We start from the raw sequence: 19,112 nt of genomic DNA, 5'->3' as shown, positions 1-19,112 counted from the left end.
CCCGTGGTTGAAGTGTGTGTATGTTAACTCTGATGGGGAGGAATGGCAAGTCATTGTTTTGTGTAGTGAGATGTTGAATTATCTTTAGAAATATATTTTTCATTAAGAAATTTTTGGACCTGAAATTTAAATGTTGTAAAAAATTCTATTTAAGTAATAAGAATAACAAAAAACAGGTCAATTATGGTGGTATCTGACCATAATCAACCTGTTAGATGTAACGGAATAGCATTATTTAGGTTATAAAATTAAAGCATTTGATGTGCGTACAACCGAAATGGAGAAATCTTTATACGGGTATTACATGGCTTATATGTGTTATTGGTTGAATGATGGATTCATTCGTCATTTGGTAGCCCCACCACCTTTAAAATATTCATGATTCGAGTGGATTCATATCCAACAAGCATTCTATAGCCTGCTTTCAGTTTGATAACTGTTGGAAAATATATGGGAATCGCAGTGAAGTAATTATCTTGTTTGATAGATACTTTTTCTGGTATTGATCTAGCTTTGTATTTATGATTACAGTAGCATTTTCTTTTCTGAATATTTGATCTGTACCATTTTCCACAAACACCATGTCAGGATTAAAAACCATTAAAATATTACCGAAAATTTTAAATAACACTTCTAATCCTTCCTCGAATAATTTCCCAAATAATTGAATCCCAATTTCTGTATTAATTTTCATTCCATATTCTTCTCTTAAAAAATCAATACTAATAATATCTTCTGTTTCAATATCAAGTGTGAAGTATTTACAGCTAAGACGAGAAAAATCTTCGTAGTTAGTTACTTTATCTTCAACTGTATCGCATACTATTTCATAAATTGTGCTTTTAAGTGTTTCTTTATCCAAATTTGAGACTAAGAATAACGTACAGTCCATCTCACTTCTAACCTCCAAACACTCTTGTAATCTTTCCATTCTTCACTAGAATTAATTCTTCTAGTCTTTTTAAATCTCCATTCGGATTTGCTTTTCTTAAAATTGTTTCGATAATTTCGGTAACTTTTTCATTTGGAAAGTTGTCTATGTTCAAAACAATTCTTCCAGACTGTTTCTTCGTCTTTCCTGCTATTTCTTTAATTATACTTTGTACCTTTCCATCTGGTTTTGGTGCATAACAATCAAATACATTTCCTTCGATTAGAAAATCTGGATTCGACCCTTCTGCAATGCCATGACCATTTCCACCATCAATTTCATCTAACATCTCAATGTCATAGCCATTATCGGCCAAAACATCGGCTGTTTCATTTTGCTTCTTTATTCCATGGGAATCTCCTTCTCCATAATTCCCTTTAGGTTTGCTACCCTTTGGTAAAGAAGGTTCAGTAAGTTTAAACTTTGGAACTTCACCCGTCCCCTTAGTACTCTTACCCGTATACTCTCCTGATTCTAACGCATCAATCTGTTTTTGTCTCTCAGGCGAAATCTTTGCACCGGAACCTTTAGGATGTGGAACGTCGGGACCAGGATCATGAAACCGATAATGACCTCCAGCAGTTTCGAAAATGGGTGATCTTCTAGTTATACGAATATTCATCTTTCTAGCTACACTTTGCAAGTAACTCCCTAAGGATTCAAAATTGGTTGGAAAACGGATGGCATTCGTTTTGAATTTTCCATCTCCAATCTTGGCTAGAGCAGAGTCGGCCTTTGCTGAATCTCCGAATAACCCCGGTGTTCCTCCTTTACTGGCTTTCTTTTCTTCAGCTTCCTTGAGTCCCTTAGATAAGGAGGCTTCTTCTTTGCCCAGCTTTCCTAGATTCCTAATTAATTTTGCTCCACCTTTGACAATTGTATAAATGTCGGCTCCACGTTCAACGGCCTTAATACTGTCATATCCTGCATCGTAACTTTCCTGTTTGGTATCGGTCAATGGATTAGGGAAGAAATTATTCAATTTTCGCTCAATCGGATCGGGTATGCTTTTTATGCCGTCCCACACGGTTTCAAGGTCGTGAACCACATCTTTCTTTGTTTTTTTCCCTTGGAATGAATCGGCAATATAGTTCCAGCCAAACTTCGCACCGCCCTTAATACCCTCGAGCGTCTCATTGCGCTCCAGAAAACCTTTACCAGTGTAATTTCCCGGCATAACGAAAGGAGTCATTACCATGGTCCCCATATCTGCTATATCGACAACTGAGTCCCATACCCCGCTTAAAAACTCTATACCCGCATCCCATTCTCCCTTGAGCGTGGCGCCTACGTTTTCCTTAACGCGTGCTCCGAGCACACTTTGGATTCCGTTTTCAGCGACTTGCTTCTCAAAGTCAGACAAAATCGGTTCTGGGTAGTATTGATGGAGGGAAGCTTTAAGCTGGATTTCTGAACTCACGCTGTTAACTTCCTGCTCCAGATCCAGTGTATCGGTTGTCGTATTTAAGTGTAAGCCGTTGGTTCCTTGCAGCAGGATGCTACCTGCCGAAAGACTAAGACTGCCGGTGGCTTGAATTTGTACACGTTGGGTGCTGTTCAGGCTGACGCCGTTATGGGTATTCATGGAGATGTATAGTGATCCTTCCTGAGCACTCATCGACAGTTCGGAGTTCCCTAAGGAAATTTCTTTTCCCTGCGGATTCGCAAAGGATTTGACCCCGGGATCGGCTGTTTTACGCTGGTGGCGTACTGCAGGCGATTCGACCACGGCACCTTGAGCTGCGTGAGATGAAGGGACAGCAACGCTGGATGGTTTCGTTCGAACCGATTGTATGACCATCGCATCGTCTTCGTCAGCACTTGGAAAATACAGCTTCACCTGCGCACCTTTTTCCGGCATCAGATACCAAACCTGATTACCTTCAGCAGAATAGGGGAACCATTGGGCATCCTTGGGATTCTGCTGATCGTCTATATCCAGATGCAATCGAACCTGATTCCGGCTGACATCTAGTATTTTCCCTTCAATAGCCGCGCCAATGATGGTCCGATTATATATTTTGGGGACCTTCAAGCCCGCCAACAGGGCGCATTCATACGACCAGGTCATCAAGCCACGAATCAATTGGCCTTCACGTTTGGTGATGACGTACGTTTCGTGATTGCGCTCGACTTCATCTCCCAGTTGCAGCATTTGATCCCACTCAAAGGTATACCGAGTGTAGTCTGCAATCTGGGCAGATCTCCAGCCGTTTGCCTCCTGATCCAGATAGGGAGCAATCTTGCGTTGTAGCGTAAATGGAACCTCTTTCAAATGAATATGCTGTCTGGCTTGCGGAATACCGATCCAAATTTGCGCATGGTGTGAAACGATATTAGGGACGAGAAGGGCTCCCACATGCGAAGCCAGCCGTTTTAAAAAAGTCCAATCTGTCTCCTGATATTGCATGATGAATTGACCTGTTGCTTTTTTCGCAAACGCTTCATCAATCTTATCCGAGCCTTTGTAATCGGCCAGCACCGCATCTACAATCTCCGCATACTTTTGATTGATGTGTTGAAAGGAGCGGTTTTTGAGCTGCGTATCCAGTTTGAAACTATGAGAAATGACGTCGAGAGTTACCACGATCTCCTGATGTCTGTGCTCCACATCTAAGCAGTATAGTTGTCCCATAAATAAGGGATGCTTCTGGTCTTTAGCAATGGAATACCAAAGTTCGACTTTGTCGTCGCTGCTTGCTTTGGTAATGATTGTGTGTGCTTGATCGGCTTCTAGACTACCCGTGATCACCAGTCTAGCATGTTCTCCCAGCTCGTGACTCATATGAACGTTATTAAGACGCAGCTTGCCATAGGGCCAAGTGACATGTAAGTGCTGATAGGTAAAGCGGTCTTTCGCTACGATGTTCATCCTTAATCTCCTTGCCTGTTAAAATCAGCCATCTTGTCCGTCATCTGTAATGGAGATAATGCCTCCACCACCCGATCCCGTGCTGTCTGCACCAAAAAAGGAGGATATCGCCTCTTGTACACCTTGACAGCTACACATTAAGGTAGAATTGTTGAGTAGGGCAGGTGCCCCCTCAATCAATACGTCTTCCTTCCCTCCTGTCCACTTGGACCCAAACGCAATCTCAGGTTCACAAGGAAGGCCTTGCTTCAATTTACACAGTCCAAAAGCATTAATTTTGCTAATATTGGCTCCACAAATAGCATCGTCCACGTTCAGAACGGGTTTATCTTTAATGAAAACACCGTGGCTGTACATCATATTGAGCACACCAGGGTCTGTGCCTTGACTGCACTGTAACTTGGCTCCTCTCACCACATAAGAATGTTCTCCGCTGAGTGCACCTTGAGCCAGAGCTTTAATAAGTAAAGGTAAAAACATACAAGTACCTCCTTGAATAAAAGGTATAGAATCAAGAAAGCTCCGACCATGTTGCGGTGTGCAGCATGGCATAGGTTAAGGGAACCCAGAGGGGAGCATCCTCCAGCTTAAATTGGCAACTTCCGATCACAGCCTTGCCATGCCAGGAACGCACAAAGACAATCTGATAATAGGGAGAGGGGGAAACTAGAAAAATAGCTTCATAACAACCAATGACGGTATCATGAATAGAAAGAGCCTTTTCATCCACGAGCTTCATACTTGGTTGTGCGCGACTCGTTTGCTCAATCATCTGCTGTTGATAGATTTCTATTTGCGTGGGGTCCAGTTCTTGCCTGCTTTGGTGCAGACCTAACAGGATTCCACCCAGTTTGTCCTGAACAACGAAGCTTTTCGACGGATCTACTGTCTGTCCAGCCCGAACTTCTGGAATAAGAGAGTCAGGCAGGGAAATGGTGTGTTGATTTTCAAAGACAGAAAGGGTTTGAAATCGAATTTCCTGTTCATTCGGTAGGGTTAGTGAGCCTTTCAAAATTCCCTCCATCGCTGCTTCAATAGATATCATCATCCAGCTTTCATCGTTTTCCGCTGTACTTAGGTGCTCTTTCAACGTTTGTTGATGATGCAGTTTCAAAAAAAATTCATCCCAATGCTCCGTCAAGATTGAACCTCCTTATACGAGTTCTAGCTTCTGTAGCCGAAAACCACTCAAACTCCGCCGAAGCAAACTTTCAGCAGCCTCCAAGCTAACGATGAAATAAGGTTCCCTCACGTTGGAGAGTCTGAAAAAATGGTGTCCATTCACCTTTTGACTATCCAGCACAAGGCGTTTCAGGGTTTGATCATGCGGATAAAATTCAGTCTGTTCCGAAATACCATCCACGGAGGGAACAGATGGAATCCAATATAGCTCCTGACGGCTGGGTTCCCGGTTCACGATATACAACTGCTTAAAACGAGCTTGTGTATTGTATAGTTCTAGAATCCGTTTCATAGGATCGGAAAATAGCGGTTGTGAGGGTGAAAACGGTAGCCAGTCCGTGTACTCGGCATCTTCTGTCGCATGAACATCTAAAACCTGAGCCGGAGGCATGCCAACAAATGGCGTTTTAAAAAGGTCTAAATTCATCGGTTTAATGTTTCGGGAAATACGATGATCATCGACCAGCACATAATAATGGCGCATACACATTCCTCCTTATTCCGTCCATACAATAGATTGACGCTGTGCTTCGCTTAGTTTCCAATGCTGTTGGTACTTTCGCGGGACAAGGGTTCCTTGCATTGTAGCCCCCTCAAAACACACATGTTCAAACGAATGTACATCTGTAAAATCGGCCCCATCCAGGTTGGCGTGTTCAAAACGAAGTCCACATAGCCCCGGCACACGAACTCCATGTTCCCGATGCGGCTGTCCGCTGGCACTGCTGAAGTTAGCACCTCTCAAATCGCTATATCTAAAATCCGTGTCGGTCAGGAGGCATCCCTGAAAGCTGCTTCCTGCCAGATTCGCTCGTTGCCAGATGCTTCCGATCAATATGCAGCTGTGAAACTGGCTTTCCCGTAAGTCACTGTGGCTAAAATCGTTATAGCGCAAATCCTTTTGCATTAGGTGAAGGAGGGGAAGAGAGAGCCTCTTTAGGTTTTCGTAAACATAGGGTTCTTCTTCACTGGAATGTATCAATTGCTCTCTCACATGATCTGCAAGAAGTGCTTCCTGATCTTCGACATATAGATTCTCGCTGATATCCTTGTACTCGCCCGTTCGTATAGCTACACGATCAGCTTTATGAATGGCGAGATACTCAGGCATTTGAACCACTTCTGCGATCCCTAAGCGCAGGAGGGAGTTCACAAACTGGTGGAAAAAAGGAGCGGATTCCAGCATCATTCGTTCAACGTCCACAGAAGTAATCGTCCCCATATATATTTTTCGTTCCTGTTCCAAGGTTTCCAACATGGTACTCATCGGTGCATAGGCCCATGAAGCGTCATAGGTTAATTTGCAATCGGAATCATCTTCGTACCATTCAGCAGAATAAGCCTCGATCATATAGAGGTAGGATTGCTCCAGCATCTGAGTACGCAAGAACGAGTAGTGGATATATCCAATGGGATCTTTTTGACCTTGTTGCTGCATGCTCAAAATGTGTATACACAAATCCCTAAACGATTCTTTGAAATCGAAGATTAGTTGAGCTTGGTAGCGATGAAACATGGCTTCCAGCATGTCCAACTGAATGTCCAGTAAGGGTGTAAAATGATGTTCCTTAAAATGCTGTAACGCTGCTTGTTTATCCATCTACTAACCTCCCGTTAGTTCATCTTGATTTCCGTACCGGAGAAGGTCGTTTTGTCATCCAGCGTAATGGTATTGCCTTTACCAGACAACTCAATTTTTCCGGCAGAAAGCTGGATGTTACCAGAACTCATAACAATATCCGAAGCCGCACTAATACTCACATTTTTTCCGCTTACAATATCAATGCCTGTTTTATCGTTAATGACAATGGACATGCCATTGCCAGAAATAACGATTTGATCCGGAGCGAGCATGATTTCTTTGCCGTATTTGGTTCGCAGCGTCTTAATGGCAGGGTCAGCCATTCGATCTGGCGCAGGAGCTGCCGCAGACAGTGCCGAAGAAGACTTTGATCCAGCAGACGAAGCAGAAGCTGTGGCATGTCCAGAAGTAGCAGTAGGTTTTCCCCCGGAAGGTTGTGGTTCTCTTTTGACTGAGCTGATCGCGTAACCCTCTTCTTCCTTATAACTGGGGAAATAGATACGGATGCTGTCCCCGTCTTCAGGCATACAATACCAGCCCGTGTTATCCGCAGATGCATAGATGGTAGAGTAGGGAAACCAGTAATCCGTGTTCGGATCTTGCTGATCGTCCATGTCAAGCTGGGCGCGTACTTTGTCCCGACGAACGCTCAGTACCTTGCCATGAATGGAAGCGCCGATAATGGAGCGATTGTAGTCTTTAATCGGACGTAAGCCGCTTCGTGGTGACAGCTTGGCGGTATGGGTCAGCACCCCATCCTTCATCTCCGTTAGCACCTCAGCTACGATCAGTTTATGGCCTTGAAAGGTCACTTCGTAGCCAGGCTCCAGCAATTTCTCCGTCTCGACTTCATATTGGATAAAATCAGCATCACGTACGCCGGGGATATGATTCTCTGAGGCGGTCTGGAAATCAGCTACTCGTTTGGTTACTTTATAATTCGTAGATTTAATTTCTCCTTTGCTGAGTCCCATAGGCAGGCCAAAATAAAACTTTGGCACTCCATAGCCCACCGCAGGAATGAGTGGAGAGTAGAAGTGCGAAGCCATCCGTTTCAGAAATTGCCAATCGGTTTCATCATATTGCATGATAAAGGTACCGATGGGCTTCTTATGGGATACAACATCCATGGCTTCGGCTTTGGAATAATCAGATACAATACTTTCGATCAGACCCGTATAGGTAAGCTTAGGATTCTGGAAAGAGCGTTGATGCCGCTTAATATCTAACTCGTAGGTATGAGATATGGCTTCGACGGTCAGGTAATGGACCCCGTGAACGACTTTTTCCTCCACATCCAAGGCAATGCCTCGAAAAAGGGGCTGTCGATTGCCATTTTTGTCCGTAACAAAAGCTTTGACCTGGGTTTCTTCATCCGAAGCACGTACGTACAGCTCTCGCTTTTTCTCCGAAATGATACCTGTACAGATCATTCGGGCATGGTCATTGACTGTTTTTAAGATTTTAAGTTCATGAAGGCGGACGAACTCATAAGGCATGATTTCGATATGACCGTACGTCACGATGTTTTCCATAGGTGTCTCCTTCTATAGTTGTTTTTGGTAAATGTTATTATGAGATTCCCAGCTAGTAATGTGGTTATTGATAAATCCAGCATATGTATTTATCGGTTAAAAGAGAGATTTAGTTTACAGAATGAACCATTGGAAGTGGTATTTACTATGTGTAAATCTGGAATTAGAAGATATGAGAGGGAAGTATAAGGTGGAAAAAAGTATATAATAGGTGGTAAGAGGGAGTATAAAAAGATATATATAAGATTGAGCTTAAATGAAAGATGAGGGTTCATGTTATGCCAAAAAACGATAATATGCTGGCGATTCTATGGATGCTGAATTCGGGCGTAAAAATGACTGCAAAACAAATATCCGAAAAGTTAGAAATAAATATAAGGACAGTTTATCGGTATATTGATGCACTATGTGCCAGTGGAGTGCCTATAATATCCGACACAGGTCATAATGGCGGGTATAGCTTGCTGAATAATTTTATTAGAGCGCCTCTACTATTTGATATGGAAGAAAAAAAGGCACTCCTACATGCTGCTATTTTTGCAAAAGAGGCTGGATACCCTTTGAGTGAGGCATTAGACAATGCGACATCAAAATTGAAAATGTATTCGAATCAAGAGCAGGAAAGTATACTTAGCCGTCATTTAGCCGGATTTGAAGTGATTAACCGCATGGGAGACCCTTCTCTTAAGCCGATATTGGCGGTATTGGAGCAAGCTGTAGCCAACGAATTCTCTGTAGAAATGGATTATCGCACAAGCCATGAAGAACAACCCAAGAATAGGGTGATAGACCCCTATGGAATGGTCTACTGGAACAATAAATGGTATACTGTTGCATTTTGTCACCTAAGAAATGAGATCCGTAGCTTTCGGGCAGATCGGATTCTACAAATCAAGCGTACTCCAATCATATTTAAGCGTTCCGAAGCTTTTTCGGCTCGAGAATTTTTTATGCAAAATCTGTTACCTGATTTAGTGGGTAAGGACGGTTTAATTTCTTTAACTATCGGAGGCAGGTCCGAGGCATTGGATGACTTATGTCTGCATTGGTTTTTGGGACATCACCTGAAAGAGCGGACATCCAATCAAGCCATCTTTTTGCTTGAGGAAAAATCACTTCATACATATGTCCCTTATTTACTCCTACCCTACGGGAAATCCATTCAAGTAATCGAACCACAGAGTTTGAAGGGAAAACTTGTTGCTGTTGCGTCGGAGTTAATGGAATATTATCAACGTTAAAAGCTTCACTGACAGCAGATGTCAGTGAAGCTTTTTTATAATGATGATAATCATTGATTACCGGAGGATGATTGGTATCACTCGATGAATTATAAAATAAGGAGAATTTGCAAATGAATAATACAGTATATCTTTATGTGTTTGACACCATGGCAGATTGGGAGATAGGTTATTTAACTGCCGAACTGAACTCGGGGAGATATTATAAAAAGGGGCTGGTCCCATCAAAAATAGTTACCGTGGGAATGGAAAAGATTCCTGTAACTACAATGGGCGGATTGAAAATCCTGCCTGACATCACACTGGATGAGTGCAGCATTGAAAGCACAGATATATTGATTTTACCCGGTGGAGATACATGGACAGAAACCATTCACCAACCCATCTTAAAAATCGCTGAGAGGTGTTTAGAGGAAGGTATATGGGTTGCGGCGATTTGTGGTGCTACCATGGGACTTGCCCAGATAGGATTGCTGAATTCACGTTGGCATACAAGCAATGATCTGGAATATCTCAAAATGATCTGTCCCACCTACACGGGCGAAAAGTATTACAAAACGGAGTCTGCTGTAACGGATGGAAAACTGATCACTGCATCTGGAACAGCTCCGTTGGAATTTTCCGTACACGTTTTGAAAGCTCTGGGTGTATTTTCTTCTAAAACATTAGAAGCCTGGTATAGTCTAAACAAAACTCGAGCATCCAAATATTACTATGAGTTGATGAATTCAATCCAATGAAGGTATGCGCATTAAATTGAACTGTTACGATCATTTAAAGGAGGAGTCAAAATGACTGAAAGCAGAGAATATATGGGAGTGTCAGGTAAATATACAAAGAAGGGGATGCCCAACGGCTTTACATCTATTACCCCTTTTATTACCGTGAAGAATCCTTCGGAAGCAATAGAGTTCTATACAACGGTTTTCAATGCAAGGGTTAAGGATATTACTGAATATCCTGATGAGAATGGCAATAAAATAATTGTTCATGCTGAATTAGATTTTGGAAATGGTTTTTTGCAGCTGGGAGCAGCGAATCCGGCATATCAATTGGTCTTGCCGCCAGATGAAGAGAATGCGTGTTATTCTTTCGGAATTTACGTCATGAATGCTGATCAGGTCATTGAAAATGCGGTAGCAAGAGGAGCGAAAGTAAGGGAACCAGTTACAAACTTTGTTTCAGGTGATCGATTCGGAAGTATATTGGATCCTTGCGGAGTAAGATGGTCTATTATGACCAGAATCGAGGATTTGTCAGAAGAAGAAAGTAGTCGTAGGGTTGCCGAATGGGCTAAAAGCTTTAGTGGAAAATAAATGCAATAACTTTTTTTGATGAAAAGTGTTAAAGTGACTATCTGCTAAAATGATGTAATAGAAATTCTGGTGGCACAAAGTTGCATACATGAACGATGAAGAAAAGATGATGCCGAGTGCTCCCATTATGCCGCCATATCCAAATCGGGTTATGGTTCCTCTTAGATTTGTTTCAGAAGTTCTGGGGGCTACAGTAAATACAACTAAGATCAATGGAACATTACATGTTGACATTAAGAAATAATACTTGATTGCTTGGGAATGGGTAACAAACTAATTGCTCCTTAAGTCTGGTACATAAGGCTTGAGGAGCAATGTTTTAATGAATAGCAGAGAAAGTTTTGAACAGGGGTTCAACTCTCCACGTCTCTATACTGAAACCCGCTCACTGAGCGGGTTTTTGCTTTTAATCACTTTTAATTGTAGACCTAATGTAAGTATGAAAAATTTAAGGCATAGGGTGGACCTTTGAGGAACTGAAGAAGGATATTGAAACCTATACATCTATTATTTAAAATAATGAGGTTGCAGGCAAAACTAAAAGGCCTCAGTCCAATGGAATATTACTATTTTCGTTCATTCTTCGTTTGTAATGTTCTTCCGGCAGCTAGTATATACTGCAAAGGGTCATTTATTTTAAGATACGACAGACTTTGAGACACGCGACCTTCCTGATTAACTTTTGGACGTTTTCGATCCGGGATATCTACAGACGCGAAATCTGCATCCATTTCCACCGTTTGATTAAAGAAGCCAATGATGTGCAAATCTTCTTTCCCTTTTTTAATCGTGGAGCCTGTCCGATTTAACCCACTCACTGTGATACTCCCTCTGGTTTCGCTTGCTGAGTTTTTCTCTTCCACAAGATTGAAATTTTGAATATCCAGTGCAGAAGGATTGTCAACAATGGATCTTCCTCGATCCAGTTCTATTACTTTTTGAAAAATCTTGCTTTGGTCAAAAGCAAGATCTTTTAAAATTACTTTGTTGTTCATGTACTCAAACGGGATATTCATACTTCTCACTAATACCCCAAGCGGAATGACAAAGGCATCCTGAATCACTTCGGGCTGAGTGTCCATCTGTGCTGGAGTACCGTTCAGTTTATATGTTTTCGCTCCCTTTTGAAACACAATTTCATTTGACCTCCACCTGATTTTTGCTTCCTGAAGTTTACCGTTATAATCAACTTTTGCGCCAAGAAGCTCGGCAACGGAACGAAGCGGAACCATGAGACGTTTTTCTTCATTAACGTAGGGACCAATCGGCGTGCAGTACAAAACGTCATAATCATTCACTTTGAGCAAAGAGGTTCCATTGACATGAATAGAGTGATTAATCGGTGCTGCATTAGCGTTATAAGAAGAGGTTCCAAATATAGAACTCACAAGAACTGCAAGGGATAATACAGCCGTTCTATAAAAATATTTTCGTTTCATTTTTCACCCTCCGTGAATTGAGATAGGTTGTGTTAGGTCGCATGTTTGCTTTGGAGCAGTGATAGTTTGTCCTTCTTTGACACATGTGGAGTACATACGTTATAGGATTGAGTGCTGTTCATTGTTACTGCATTGCACAATGGCAAATAATTTGGAAGATGTTTAGGAAACAGTAAAGAGGGGCGGCGAGCCCCTCTTATTTGTGTGATGTTGAGCATTTTTATTCATTTACAGAAAGCGTAGCATTTCATTTCAAGATTTTTCATCACAAAAAGGCTTTTGTCTCATTCAATGAGCGTGCTATATTCGATAAAAGCTGAATTGTATTCCTTATCTCATGTTCCGTAGTGTCTGGGTGAATTGCACAGATTCGGAGAGCAGTTTTTCCATTAAGTTGTGTCGTAAGCACAGAGGCGTATCCGTTTGTCATCATTTCTTGGGAGATCCTTTTATTGAGTGAATCTAATTCTTGCTCAGATAATCCAGTTGGCGCATATCGAAAATTAACAATCGCTAACTGTGCGGGGGATACAATTTCCCAATGATTATGTTTTTTGATTTCATCTTCAGCCCATTCTGCGAGTTGAACTCCATGCTCTATGGCTTCACCGACAGCATTAGTTCCTAAAGCCTGTAGTGTCACCCATAGTTTCAAACTTCGAGCAGGCCGCGTTAATTCAGGGCCCAGATCCCAATAATTAATATATTCTTCATTAGTCTCGGCATCTTTCAAATATTCTGGATGTGTGCTGAAGCAGTTTCTAAGCTGTTGATTTTCTTTGGCTAAAACTACGCTACAGGAGTATGTCTGCATTAACCATTTATGTGCATCCCAGGTGATGCTATCTGAACGCGATATCCCGCTCAAAAGGGGCTTATATTTCGAAGAAGCCAAAATCGATGCACCGTAAGCTCCATCCACGTGTAACCAAATGTTATGTTTTTCACATAGGTCAGCAATTTCGTTCAACGGGTCAATGCTTCCCGTATTGGTTGTGCCTGCCGTGGCAATGATCGCAAAAGGCTTCATGCCAGCCGCCTGATCATCCATTACTTTTTTTTCTAAGGCTGAAACATCCATACGAAAATTTTTATCACTTGGAATCTTTCTGATTTGATCACCACGGAATCCGAGGATGCGTAACCCTTTGGCGACCGATGAATGAGTTTGATCTGAAACATAACCAGTTCCAATGGCATATTCCTGCTCGGATAACCTTGCATTGCGTGCAGCCGCTAAAGCGGTCAAATTCGACAGCGATCCGCCCGACAGAAATAAGCCTCCAGCAGTATTGGGATACCCTGCTTGGTCACACATCCACCGGATCACTTCCCCCTCTAAAAGGCTTGCGCTCGAACTCAGCATCCAGCTTCCGGCATGGGTATTATAAGCGCTGGTCATGATATCTCCTAACCACGAGTAAAGAGACATTGGACCAGGAACCAATGCGAAAAAGCGAGGGTGTTGCATGAAGGTTTGGTGAGGATAGACGTTTTTCCTCATTTCATCGACGACCTCTTGTATCGGTCTTCCTTTTTTCGGAAAACCAATTCCCCTTAAATGAGCTATTGTATCCCCATCTGCAGTGTTGATTACTTTTCGGGATCGAATATTGTTATTTTCTGCAATATATGAATGTATGAACTGTTCAATAATCTCACCTAATTGCTGATTTGGTTCTTGATTCATCATAAGCATCTCCTTTGCTCAACTTCGATCAAGTATAATATAACATCTGTTGTCATATTGTGATATTCACCAATTTCATCATTACGTTTACTTTTAGGCTCTTCGCTATTACGCAAAGTAATTCTCAAAGGCAAAGAGAGCTATAAAATCGCCGTTCAGTGCAAATGCTGGAAACGTGATGTTGAGAATGGTATACTACTCCAACTCAAGGCTGGTAAGCAGGTACATAGTTGCTGTGTTGCTTGGATGGTAACGACGAGTAATTTTACAAGGCAGCAAGGAGCGGGGGAGCTTGTAATATAGGAGGGGGAACCTTAGTTATCTGAAAATAATTAAAAAAAGAGAATAAATGTATAGTACTTGTAAGAAAAGTGTTCGAAAACGCTTTGCCAGATGTTGCAAATGAGCTACTTAAAAATTTAAAAAATGACTCTGGATTAAACTGGGAGTAAAAAAATACTGGTGCCCCTTAAAGATGCGATAGGAGCCACCAGTAAAAACTAATTTACTTATATTGTTAATAAGAGCCAACTATACTTTTACTGTATATTGTACCAACACCTCAAAGGAATAAAAAAATGGGTGAGCCATCTTTCGATACACACCTTAATTTTGACTAAGAATTATTGTCCAATTTGTTCTAAGATTTGTGTGTAAGCATTCCTATAATGATCGGGGTTAGGATCTTCTCCTATTATCTTGGGTACGTCGAAGTCAGACAGTAGGAAATGGTATTTGGGTTGAACCTCATGTCTTGCTAAGCAATTCTTGCAACAGGACAAGGGACAGCCGTCAATTGCAATGATGTCACGTCCCGATTTTGCTGTTCTGACAAGTGGTTTGACATCACCACCAACACCAGCTATGCAGGACATTTCAGCGACTTTTTCTCGATCCATTTGTATAGCGATCATGTTAGCGGTTTGTGCTGCGGAGGAACATCCAGAACAAGAATAGACAAGAGGTAAATCAGTTCTTTTCATCTTTGTACACTTCCTTGTTTTTTCTTTGTGATCGATCACAGTATCTTTGGTTTCAGCTGAAATAAATTTAAAATTGTTTGTATTTTAACTTAAATTTACAGTCTAAACCGTGATCGTGATCACGACAACATTTTGCAAAATCTATTATAGGGCTAACTGTGTGTGTATTCAGCCAGATCCCTCTTTTTAACTTAATTTTTCTAATAGAGAATTAGCTTTATCTAAATATAAATCTGATCGTCATCCCTAATCACCATTAAAATATCTTTAATTGTCTGTTTAGTTGAACTTTCTAATTTCTCTAAAGCTTTACCGTAAAAAATCAATAAATAATTTAATTTAAAAATGTCTGACGTACAATCAAAATGTCGAAATCTTTATACGGATATTACATGGGTTAGATGTGTTCATGGATGGATGATGGGTTCATGCGGCACTGGGGGGGCTTTTTGAGCAGCCGCAACTTATACTTTTGTATTGTTTAACTTATTGCAGCGGATAAAAAGAAACCACAACACGCGGCTAGCACGTATTATGGCGTTTAATTTTACATACGGTATGAAAATTTTTACAGACTCTTTTGAATAGTTTCCATGGGTCTATTTATATGGTTTTATAATCCAGTTTCATAGTCTTCTATCAAATGTGACCAATATCCTTCAACATCCTTCAATGCAGCTGGGTCAATCTGTTCATAAAGCTTTCGTAGTTCAATTGCATATTTGTATGAAGTATATATCTCTCGTTGTCTCATTTCCGATGACAATTCCTGCCTAATTAATTGAAACAAAAAAAATGTTCTTAAGTTCTTATTAAGCATGTAAACAAATGGATGATGAAAAGAAGAACTAGTAAAAAGCCCACCCTCACCTTCTTTTAAGTAAAGTCCATATCCGTATGAAGCATAATGACCGATTTTGATAAATTGTACCTCACCAATTAACAACTTTTTAAAATCATTCAGTTCATAAAATACAAAATCATCAAATTCTTCTGGTACTCCAATGTCAATCATAAAGTCAGCATTTTCACGACTTACTCCAAGACCTACCAATTCATTAAAATCATAGTCTCGTATTTCTGAGTCATAATATTCACGAATTTCTCGAATATCATAATCCATACTATCACTCCTTTAACTTTTCAAGTTCTTGGGCTAAACCAGTATTGCCTCGATCTCTTGAAGCCTTATCCCCATACTCAACACTATAAGTTACTTCAGCATCAGGTAATTCCTTAGAAAGTAGCTCTTTACAATTATGACCACCAAGGATGCATGGTTCTCTTTCAGTATAAACTCGATGAACTATATACGTCTGCCCGTTTTTTTCAGCGGCAATTTTTTCTTCAACCAAAACCTTTTCAGAATGGACCTTTTTTACTTCTACTTTTCCACTCGGCTTTACTACTGATCTTTCTGTGCTTTCAAAAACCTTCTGAAAACGAACACCGTCTATTTCAATTTCCGCTACTACTAGATTTCTTAAATCGAATATTTGATTTTCAATTCGATACTTTTTCGTCATTGCACTTAAATCTGTTTCTCCATAACCAACTTGTTTTGGAATTTTGGAGTTAGGTATTCTGTTAGGGTTACCCGTCCCCTCTAACGCCTGTCGTTTCTTAATATCATCAAAGGTAAGCTTTTCTTTAATTGAATAATCCCCAAACTTTGATGCTTCCCTTGCAGCTTTGCTCTGAGCGATGTTTTGTAATACTCGCTGTTTTATTTGTTCGGCCGGAGATACTTTAATTACTCCTGTCCCCGGTGTTTCAACATTAACTTTTGGAGCTTTAATTGATTTAGAAGGTATCTTTATATTCCTACCAAATTTAGCACCGTATAAACTTCCAACCATCTGAAATTCAGAAAATACGCTACTGATTATAATTGCATTTGCCTGCCATTTTGGTATTTCTTCGCCTGTCCAATAGTTCTTTCCTTCTTTAGCTGCTTTAATCTGTTCTACGAAAATATCCACATTTTCTGGTTCGTGATGTAATTTGATTTCTCCATTTTTGATAGCTTCGTTATAGGCAAGAGTGGCTTGGGCTGCTTTCTGATCGGTAACTCCATTTTTACTGAGGACCCACATAGTACCCATAAATTCTTTATCAAACTCATCAAAATTATAGGATACTTTGGCTTTTTCAGCTGCCATGTAGCTGTCATAATTGGCTCTCCAGCGTTGTCTTAGATCTACCGGAACCTGCTGATACGCATGAGCCATGGCATTAGACTCTTTCAGCAGGTTTTGCACCAGTTCCAATGGGCCACCAGAATGCGCTATATGACGTGCACTCGTAAACACTTTCCCAAGAATCCACTTGCTATAGTAGGCTTGTCTCGCTTGATCATGCTCATACTGATTAATCAATCCTTGTAGTGCTAGACCAGCCAAGTGTTTCAACGGATGAATACCGTTCCCCTTTCTGCCTCCAATCGTAGGAGTTCCTTTGCTCCGAACGGGGATCATAGCGGTTGCTTTCAGAATCACACCCGTCGCAGGCCCACCTAAAGCTCCCGCAACAACGCCAGCCACTTTTCCCATCACTGGAATGGAGCCTAATAGCTTGGACACCGTACCCAACAAAGAGTTGGCCTGTTGAAGTGCAGCCGGGCTTGTTACTTTGGCGGTAGGAGTGCTGCTTGATGATGTCTTAGCTGCTGATGGAACTTGCGCCGCCTCGTACGCTTTGATGCTCATCAATGGCGGTTCTGGAACAGGAGGGAGGTCAGCCACGAAAACAGGAGCTTTCACCGTACCTTCCTGATATATCACCGGAGCTTTGGTATCCGTCTCACCATCCAGTACCATGCTGCTGGCTCCGCCTTTTAGATACAGCGCCGTTCCAGCTTCCAGTGAAAGTTCCTCGCCAGCATTGAGCTTTACGTGACCACCCTGAATCTGCACATTCCCCGGACTGTCGATCGTAATGCCGCTACTTTCATGCAGTGTAATGGAAAATTCACCGGAGGTGGATAGGGTCAGTTCATGCTCAGACATTTCTACGCCGCTACCTTGCACATGTTGCCATACCTTCACATTCGGCTGTCCATTGGTGTGGCGTTGTTGTCGCAGTGAATCCGTTACATAGGCATCTTGTTCGCGGTGGGTAGGCAGATACAATTCCACCTGTTCTCCCACTTCAGGCATATCGTACCAGCCACTATGTTCTTCGGCGACATAACGGGTGGACACTGGAAACCAGCACGCTTTGGCAGGATCTTGCTTCGGGTCGATGTCCAGTTGAAGCTGTACGAAATCCTGTTGTACCTTCAGCACCGTTCCTGTCAGCGAAATCCCGGTGGCCTGATCGTTTTCATACCGAGCATAGCGGATATCCTGTTCGGCTTGAAGATCGTAACGGGTGCGCAGCAAGCCATCTGTTAGTGTGGTCACGGCTCGAACCACGACCAGTTCTTTGCCTTGTCCAATGGGTAACGTGATGAGGTCGCCCAGCGCATAGTATTGTAGGCTTTCGATCATATAGGTGACATACGAGCTAGCACGTTCTCCCGGCTTTTCCGTATCCAGCTCATGAAACGTTTTTCGTACTCGATAAAATACATCCCGCTCCACCTTATGCTGTTTGCCTTCCGGCATTCCGAAGAAAACCTTGGGCGAGGCTGCGGTTACCTCTGGCACAAGGACGGAACCAAAGCGAGAAGCGAGACGTTTTAAAAACGCCCAATCAGTCTCCTCATATTGTAAAACAAATGCCTCCAGTTTGGCATAGTTGCTTACCGTATCAATGGCATCTCCGTACTGATATTTTCGAACCAGCGCAGTGACCAGATCATCATAGGTACGGTGAGTATCTTGATAGGAGCGCCTTTTACGCTTAATATCCATCTGGTACGAATGGGAAGCGGCCTCTAGTTCAAACGTATACACGCCTCGCACGCAGTGTACGGACATACGCGTAACAATCCCATGGAACAGCCTTCTCAGCGATTGTCCCTGATCATTCAACTGACGGATCACAATGGGCTCTTGCTCCATATCCTGTCCGATGCATGCAGCTCCTTGTTCTTCGGAGAGCATGCCACTGATATGTAAAAAGGCATGATCATTAATGGTACGTGTTATTTGAAGTTGTTCGATGTGTAGTGGCTGAAAGGGACCATAAAAGCGTAGGCTATCATATCCGATCCCATCTGATAATACGCTCAAGTGAGTTCATAACTCCTTTCTAGATGCGATGGGTATTTCCAAGTAAAGCACGTCATCTTGAAATTGCTTCTGATTAAAGAAGCCGTAGATGAGTATAACAGTGAGTATAAATATGTATAACAAGGTTTGTACGCTAAAAAGGGACGAGAGGCGATATTTAATA

General features: G+C 41.8%; 17 protein-coding genes. 5 read left to right on the top strand and 12 right to left on the bottom strand.

Features of this window, described 5'->3' with window-relative positions:
• Positions 1-424: 424 nt before the first annotated feature.
• From KAI36_RS19330 to KAI36_RS19300, 7 genes are read right to left on the bottom strand one after another with little or no spacing between them, the layout of a single operon-like run.
• Positions 425-931 (bottom strand): hypothetical protein, encoded by a 507-nt coding sequence (locus KAI36_RS19330; RefSeq protein WP_196233356.1) that lies wholly within the window; start codon positions 929-931, stop codon positions 425-427.
• The gene (locus tag KAI36_RS19325) at positions 900-3,803 is read right to left on the bottom strand and encodes a CdiA C-terminal domain-containing protein (protein WP_025723245.1); all 2,904 of its coding nucleotides are present in this window, start codon (positions 3,801-3,803) and stop codon (positions 900-902) included. Before KAI36_RS19325 ends, KAI36_RS19330 begins: the two co-directional genes overlap by 32 nt.
• A gap of 24 nt (positions 3,804-3,827) precedes the next feature.
• A complete protein-coding gene (locus KAI36_RS19320) occupies positions 3,828-4,283 on the bottom strand; it encodes a DUF4280 domain-containing protein (RefSeq protein ID WP_023989777.1) in 456 nt (151 codons plus the stop codon).
• 31 nt (positions 4,284-4,314) lie between these two features.
• The gene (locus KAI36_RS19315; protein WP_025723244.1) at positions 4,315-4,944 is read right to left on the bottom strand and encodes a hypothetical protein; all 630 of its coding nucleotides are present in this window, start codon (positions 4,942-4,944) and stop codon (positions 4,315-4,317) included.
• A 12-nt stretch (positions 4,945-4,956) separates the two neighbouring features.
• Entirely contained in the window at positions 4,957-5,469 is a 513-nt protein-coding gene (locus tag KAI36_RS19310; protein ID WP_025723243.1) for an imm11 family protein, read from the bottom strand.
• Between the two features lie 12 nt (positions 5,470-5,481).
• Positions 5,482-6,585 (bottom strand): pentapeptide repeat-containing protein, encoded by a 1,104-nt coding sequence (locus KAI36_RS19305; RefSeq protein WP_025723242.1) that lies wholly within the window; start codon positions 6,583-6,585, stop codon positions 5,482-5,484.
• Positions 6,586-6,599: 14 nt separating this feature from the next.
• The gene (locus KAI36_RS19300) at positions 6,600-8,102 is read right to left on the bottom strand and encodes a hypothetical protein (RefSeq protein ID WP_220025762.1); all 1,503 of its coding nucleotides are present in this window, start codon (positions 8,100-8,102) and stop codon (positions 6,600-6,602) included.
• 278 nt (positions 8,103-8,380) lie between these two features.
• On the opposite strand from KAI36_RS19300, the gene KAI36_RS19295 reads away from it, so the two are divergent.
• The 4 genes from KAI36_RS19295 (at position 8,381) to KAI36_RS19280 (ending at position 10,903) form a co-directional block, all read left to right on the top strand.
• Entirely contained in the window at positions 8,381-9,343 is a 963-nt protein-coding gene (locus KAI36_RS19295) for a helix-turn-helix transcriptional regulator (RefSeq protein ID WP_025721413.1), read from the top strand.
• 113 nt (positions 9,344-9,456) lie between these two features.
• Positions 9,457-10,083 carry a type 1 glutamine amidotransferase family protein gene (locus KAI36_RS19290; RefSeq protein ID WP_025721411.1) on the top strand — a complete coding sequence of 209 codons (627 nt, stop codon included), beginning with the start codon at positions 9,457-9,459 and terminating at the stop codon, positions 10,081-10,083.
• A gap of 51 nt (positions 10,084-10,134) precedes the next feature.
• On the top strand, positions 10,135-10,659 hold the full coding sequence (locus KAI36_RS19285; RefSeq protein ID WP_220025761.1) for a VOC family protein: 525 nt from the start codon (positions 10,135-10,137) through the stop codon (positions 10,657-10,659).
• Between the two features lie 88 nt (positions 10,660-10,747).
• Positions 10,748-10,903, top strand: a complete 156-nt coding sequence (locus tag KAI36_RS19280) for a stalk domain-containing protein (RefSeq protein WP_071558401.1) — start codon at positions 10,748-10,750, stop codon at positions 10,901-10,903.
• 322 nt (positions 10,904-11,225) lie between these two features.
• On the opposite strand, the gene KAI36_RS19275 is transcribed toward KAI36_RS19280, so the two are convergent.
• The gene (locus KAI36_RS19275) at positions 11,226-12,098 is read right to left on the bottom strand and encodes a copper amine oxidase N-terminal domain-containing protein (RefSeq protein WP_220025760.1); all 873 of its coding nucleotides are present in this window, start codon (positions 12,096-12,098) and stop codon (positions 11,226-11,228) included.
• Positions 12,099-12,363: 265 nt separating this feature from the next.
• Positions 12,364-13,791, bottom strand: coding sequence for a pyridoxal phosphate-dependent decarboxylase family protein (locus tag KAI36_RS19270; RefSeq protein WP_220025759.1), 1,428 nt, complete (start codon positions 13,789-13,791; stop codon positions 12,364-12,366).
• 69 nt (positions 13,792-13,860) lie between these two features.
• Between KAI36_RS19270 and KAI36_RS27620 the strand changes: the two genes are divergently transcribed.
• The gene (locus KAI36_RS27620; RefSeq protein WP_220028173.1) at positions 13,861-14,091 is read left to right on the top strand and encodes a restriction endonuclease; all 231 of its coding nucleotides are present in this window, start codon (positions 13,861-13,863) and stop codon (positions 14,089-14,091) included.
• A gap of 320 nt (positions 14,092-14,411) precedes the next feature.
• On the opposite strand, the gene KAI36_RS19260 is transcribed toward KAI36_RS27620, so the two are convergent.
• The 3 genes from KAI36_RS19260 to KAI36_RS19250 all read right to left on the bottom strand — a co-directional run bounded on the left by KAI36_RS19260 (position 14,412) and on the right by KAI36_RS19250 (position 18,949).
• Complete coding sequence (locus KAI36_RS19260) at positions 14,412-14,771, bottom strand: putative zinc-binding protein (RefSeq protein WP_028542223.1); 360 nt, start codon at positions 14,769-14,771, stop codon at positions 14,412-14,414.
• A 613-nt stretch (positions 14,772-15,384) separates the two neighbouring features.
• Positions 15,385-15,894, bottom strand: coding sequence for a hypothetical protein (locus KAI36_RS19255; protein ID WP_053325908.1), 510 nt, complete (start codon positions 15,892-15,894; stop codon positions 15,385-15,387).
• A gap of 4 nt (positions 15,895-15,898) precedes the next feature.
• Positions 15,899-18,949: a nucleic acid/nucleotide deaminase domain-containing protein gene (locus KAI36_RS19250; RefSeq protein WP_220025758.1), complete on the bottom strand. Its 3,051-nt coding sequence runs from the start codon at positions 18,947-18,949 to the stop codon at positions 15,899-15,901.
• Positions 18,950-19,112: the final 163 nt, after the last annotated feature.

The organism is Paenibacillus sp. S02, from assembly GCF_019454065.1.
GTDB classification, from domain to species: domain Bacteria; phylum Bacillota; class Bacilli; order Paenibacillales; family Paenibacillaceae; genus Paenibacillus; species Paenibacillus polymyxa_B.
The sequence above is the reverse complement of the archived record's forward strand: the minus strand, read 5'-3'. Positions and strand labels throughout refer to the sequence as shown.

Coding starts and splice junctions, on each gene's coding strand:
- KAI36_RS19300 (WP_220025762.1), bottom strand. CDS start 8,102: ATGGAAAACATCGTGACGTACGGTCATATCGAAATCATGCCTTATGAG.
- KAI36_RS19255 (WP_053325908.1), bottom strand. CDS start 15,894: ATGGATTATGATATTCGAGAAATTCGTGAATATTATGACTCAGAAATA.
- KAI36_RS19325 (WP_025723245.1), bottom strand. CDS start 3,803: ATGAACATCGTAGCGAAAGACCGCTTTACCTATCAGCACTTACATGTC.
- KAI36_RS19275 (WP_220025760.1), bottom strand. CDS start 12,098: ATGAAACGAAAATATTTTTATAGAACGGCTGTATTATCCCTTGCAGTT.
- KAI36_RS19270 (WP_220025759.1), bottom strand. CDS start 13,791: ATGATGAATCAAGAACCAAATCAGCAATTAGGTGAGATTATTGAACAG.
- KAI36_RS19305 (WP_025723242.1), bottom strand. CDS start 6,585: ATGGATAAACAAGCAGCGTTACAGCATTTTAAGGAACATCATTTTACA.
- KAI36_RS19310 (WP_025723243.1), bottom strand. CDS start 5,469: ATGCGCCATTATTATGTGCTGGTCGATGATCATCGTATTTCCCGAAAC.
- KAI36_RS19295 (WP_025721413.1), top strand. CDS start 8,381: ATGCCAAAAAACGATAATATGCTGGCGATTCTATGGATGCTGAATTCG.
- KAI36_RS19280 (WP_071558401.1), top strand. CDS start 10,748: ATGAACGATGAAGAAAAGATGATGCCGAGTGCTCCCATTATGCCGCCA.
- KAI36_RS19260 (WP_028542223.1), bottom strand. CDS start 14,771: ATGAAAAGAACTGATTTACCTCTTGTCTATTCTTGTTCTGGATGTTCC.
- KAI36_RS19320 (WP_023989777.1), bottom strand. CDS start 4,283: ATGTTTTTACCTTTACTTATTAAAGCTCTGGCTCAAGGTGCACTCAGC.
- KAI36_RS19330 (WP_196233356.1), bottom strand. CDS start 931: ATGGAAAGATTACAAGAGTGTTTGGAGGTTAGAAGTGAGATGGACTGT.
- KAI36_RS19290 (WP_025721411.1), top strand. CDS start 9,457: ATGAATAATACAGTATATCTTTATGTGTTTGACACCATGGCAGATTGG.
- KAI36_RS19285 (WP_220025761.1), top strand. CDS start 10,135: ATGACTGAAAGCAGAGAATATATGGGAGTGTCAGGTAAATATACAAAG.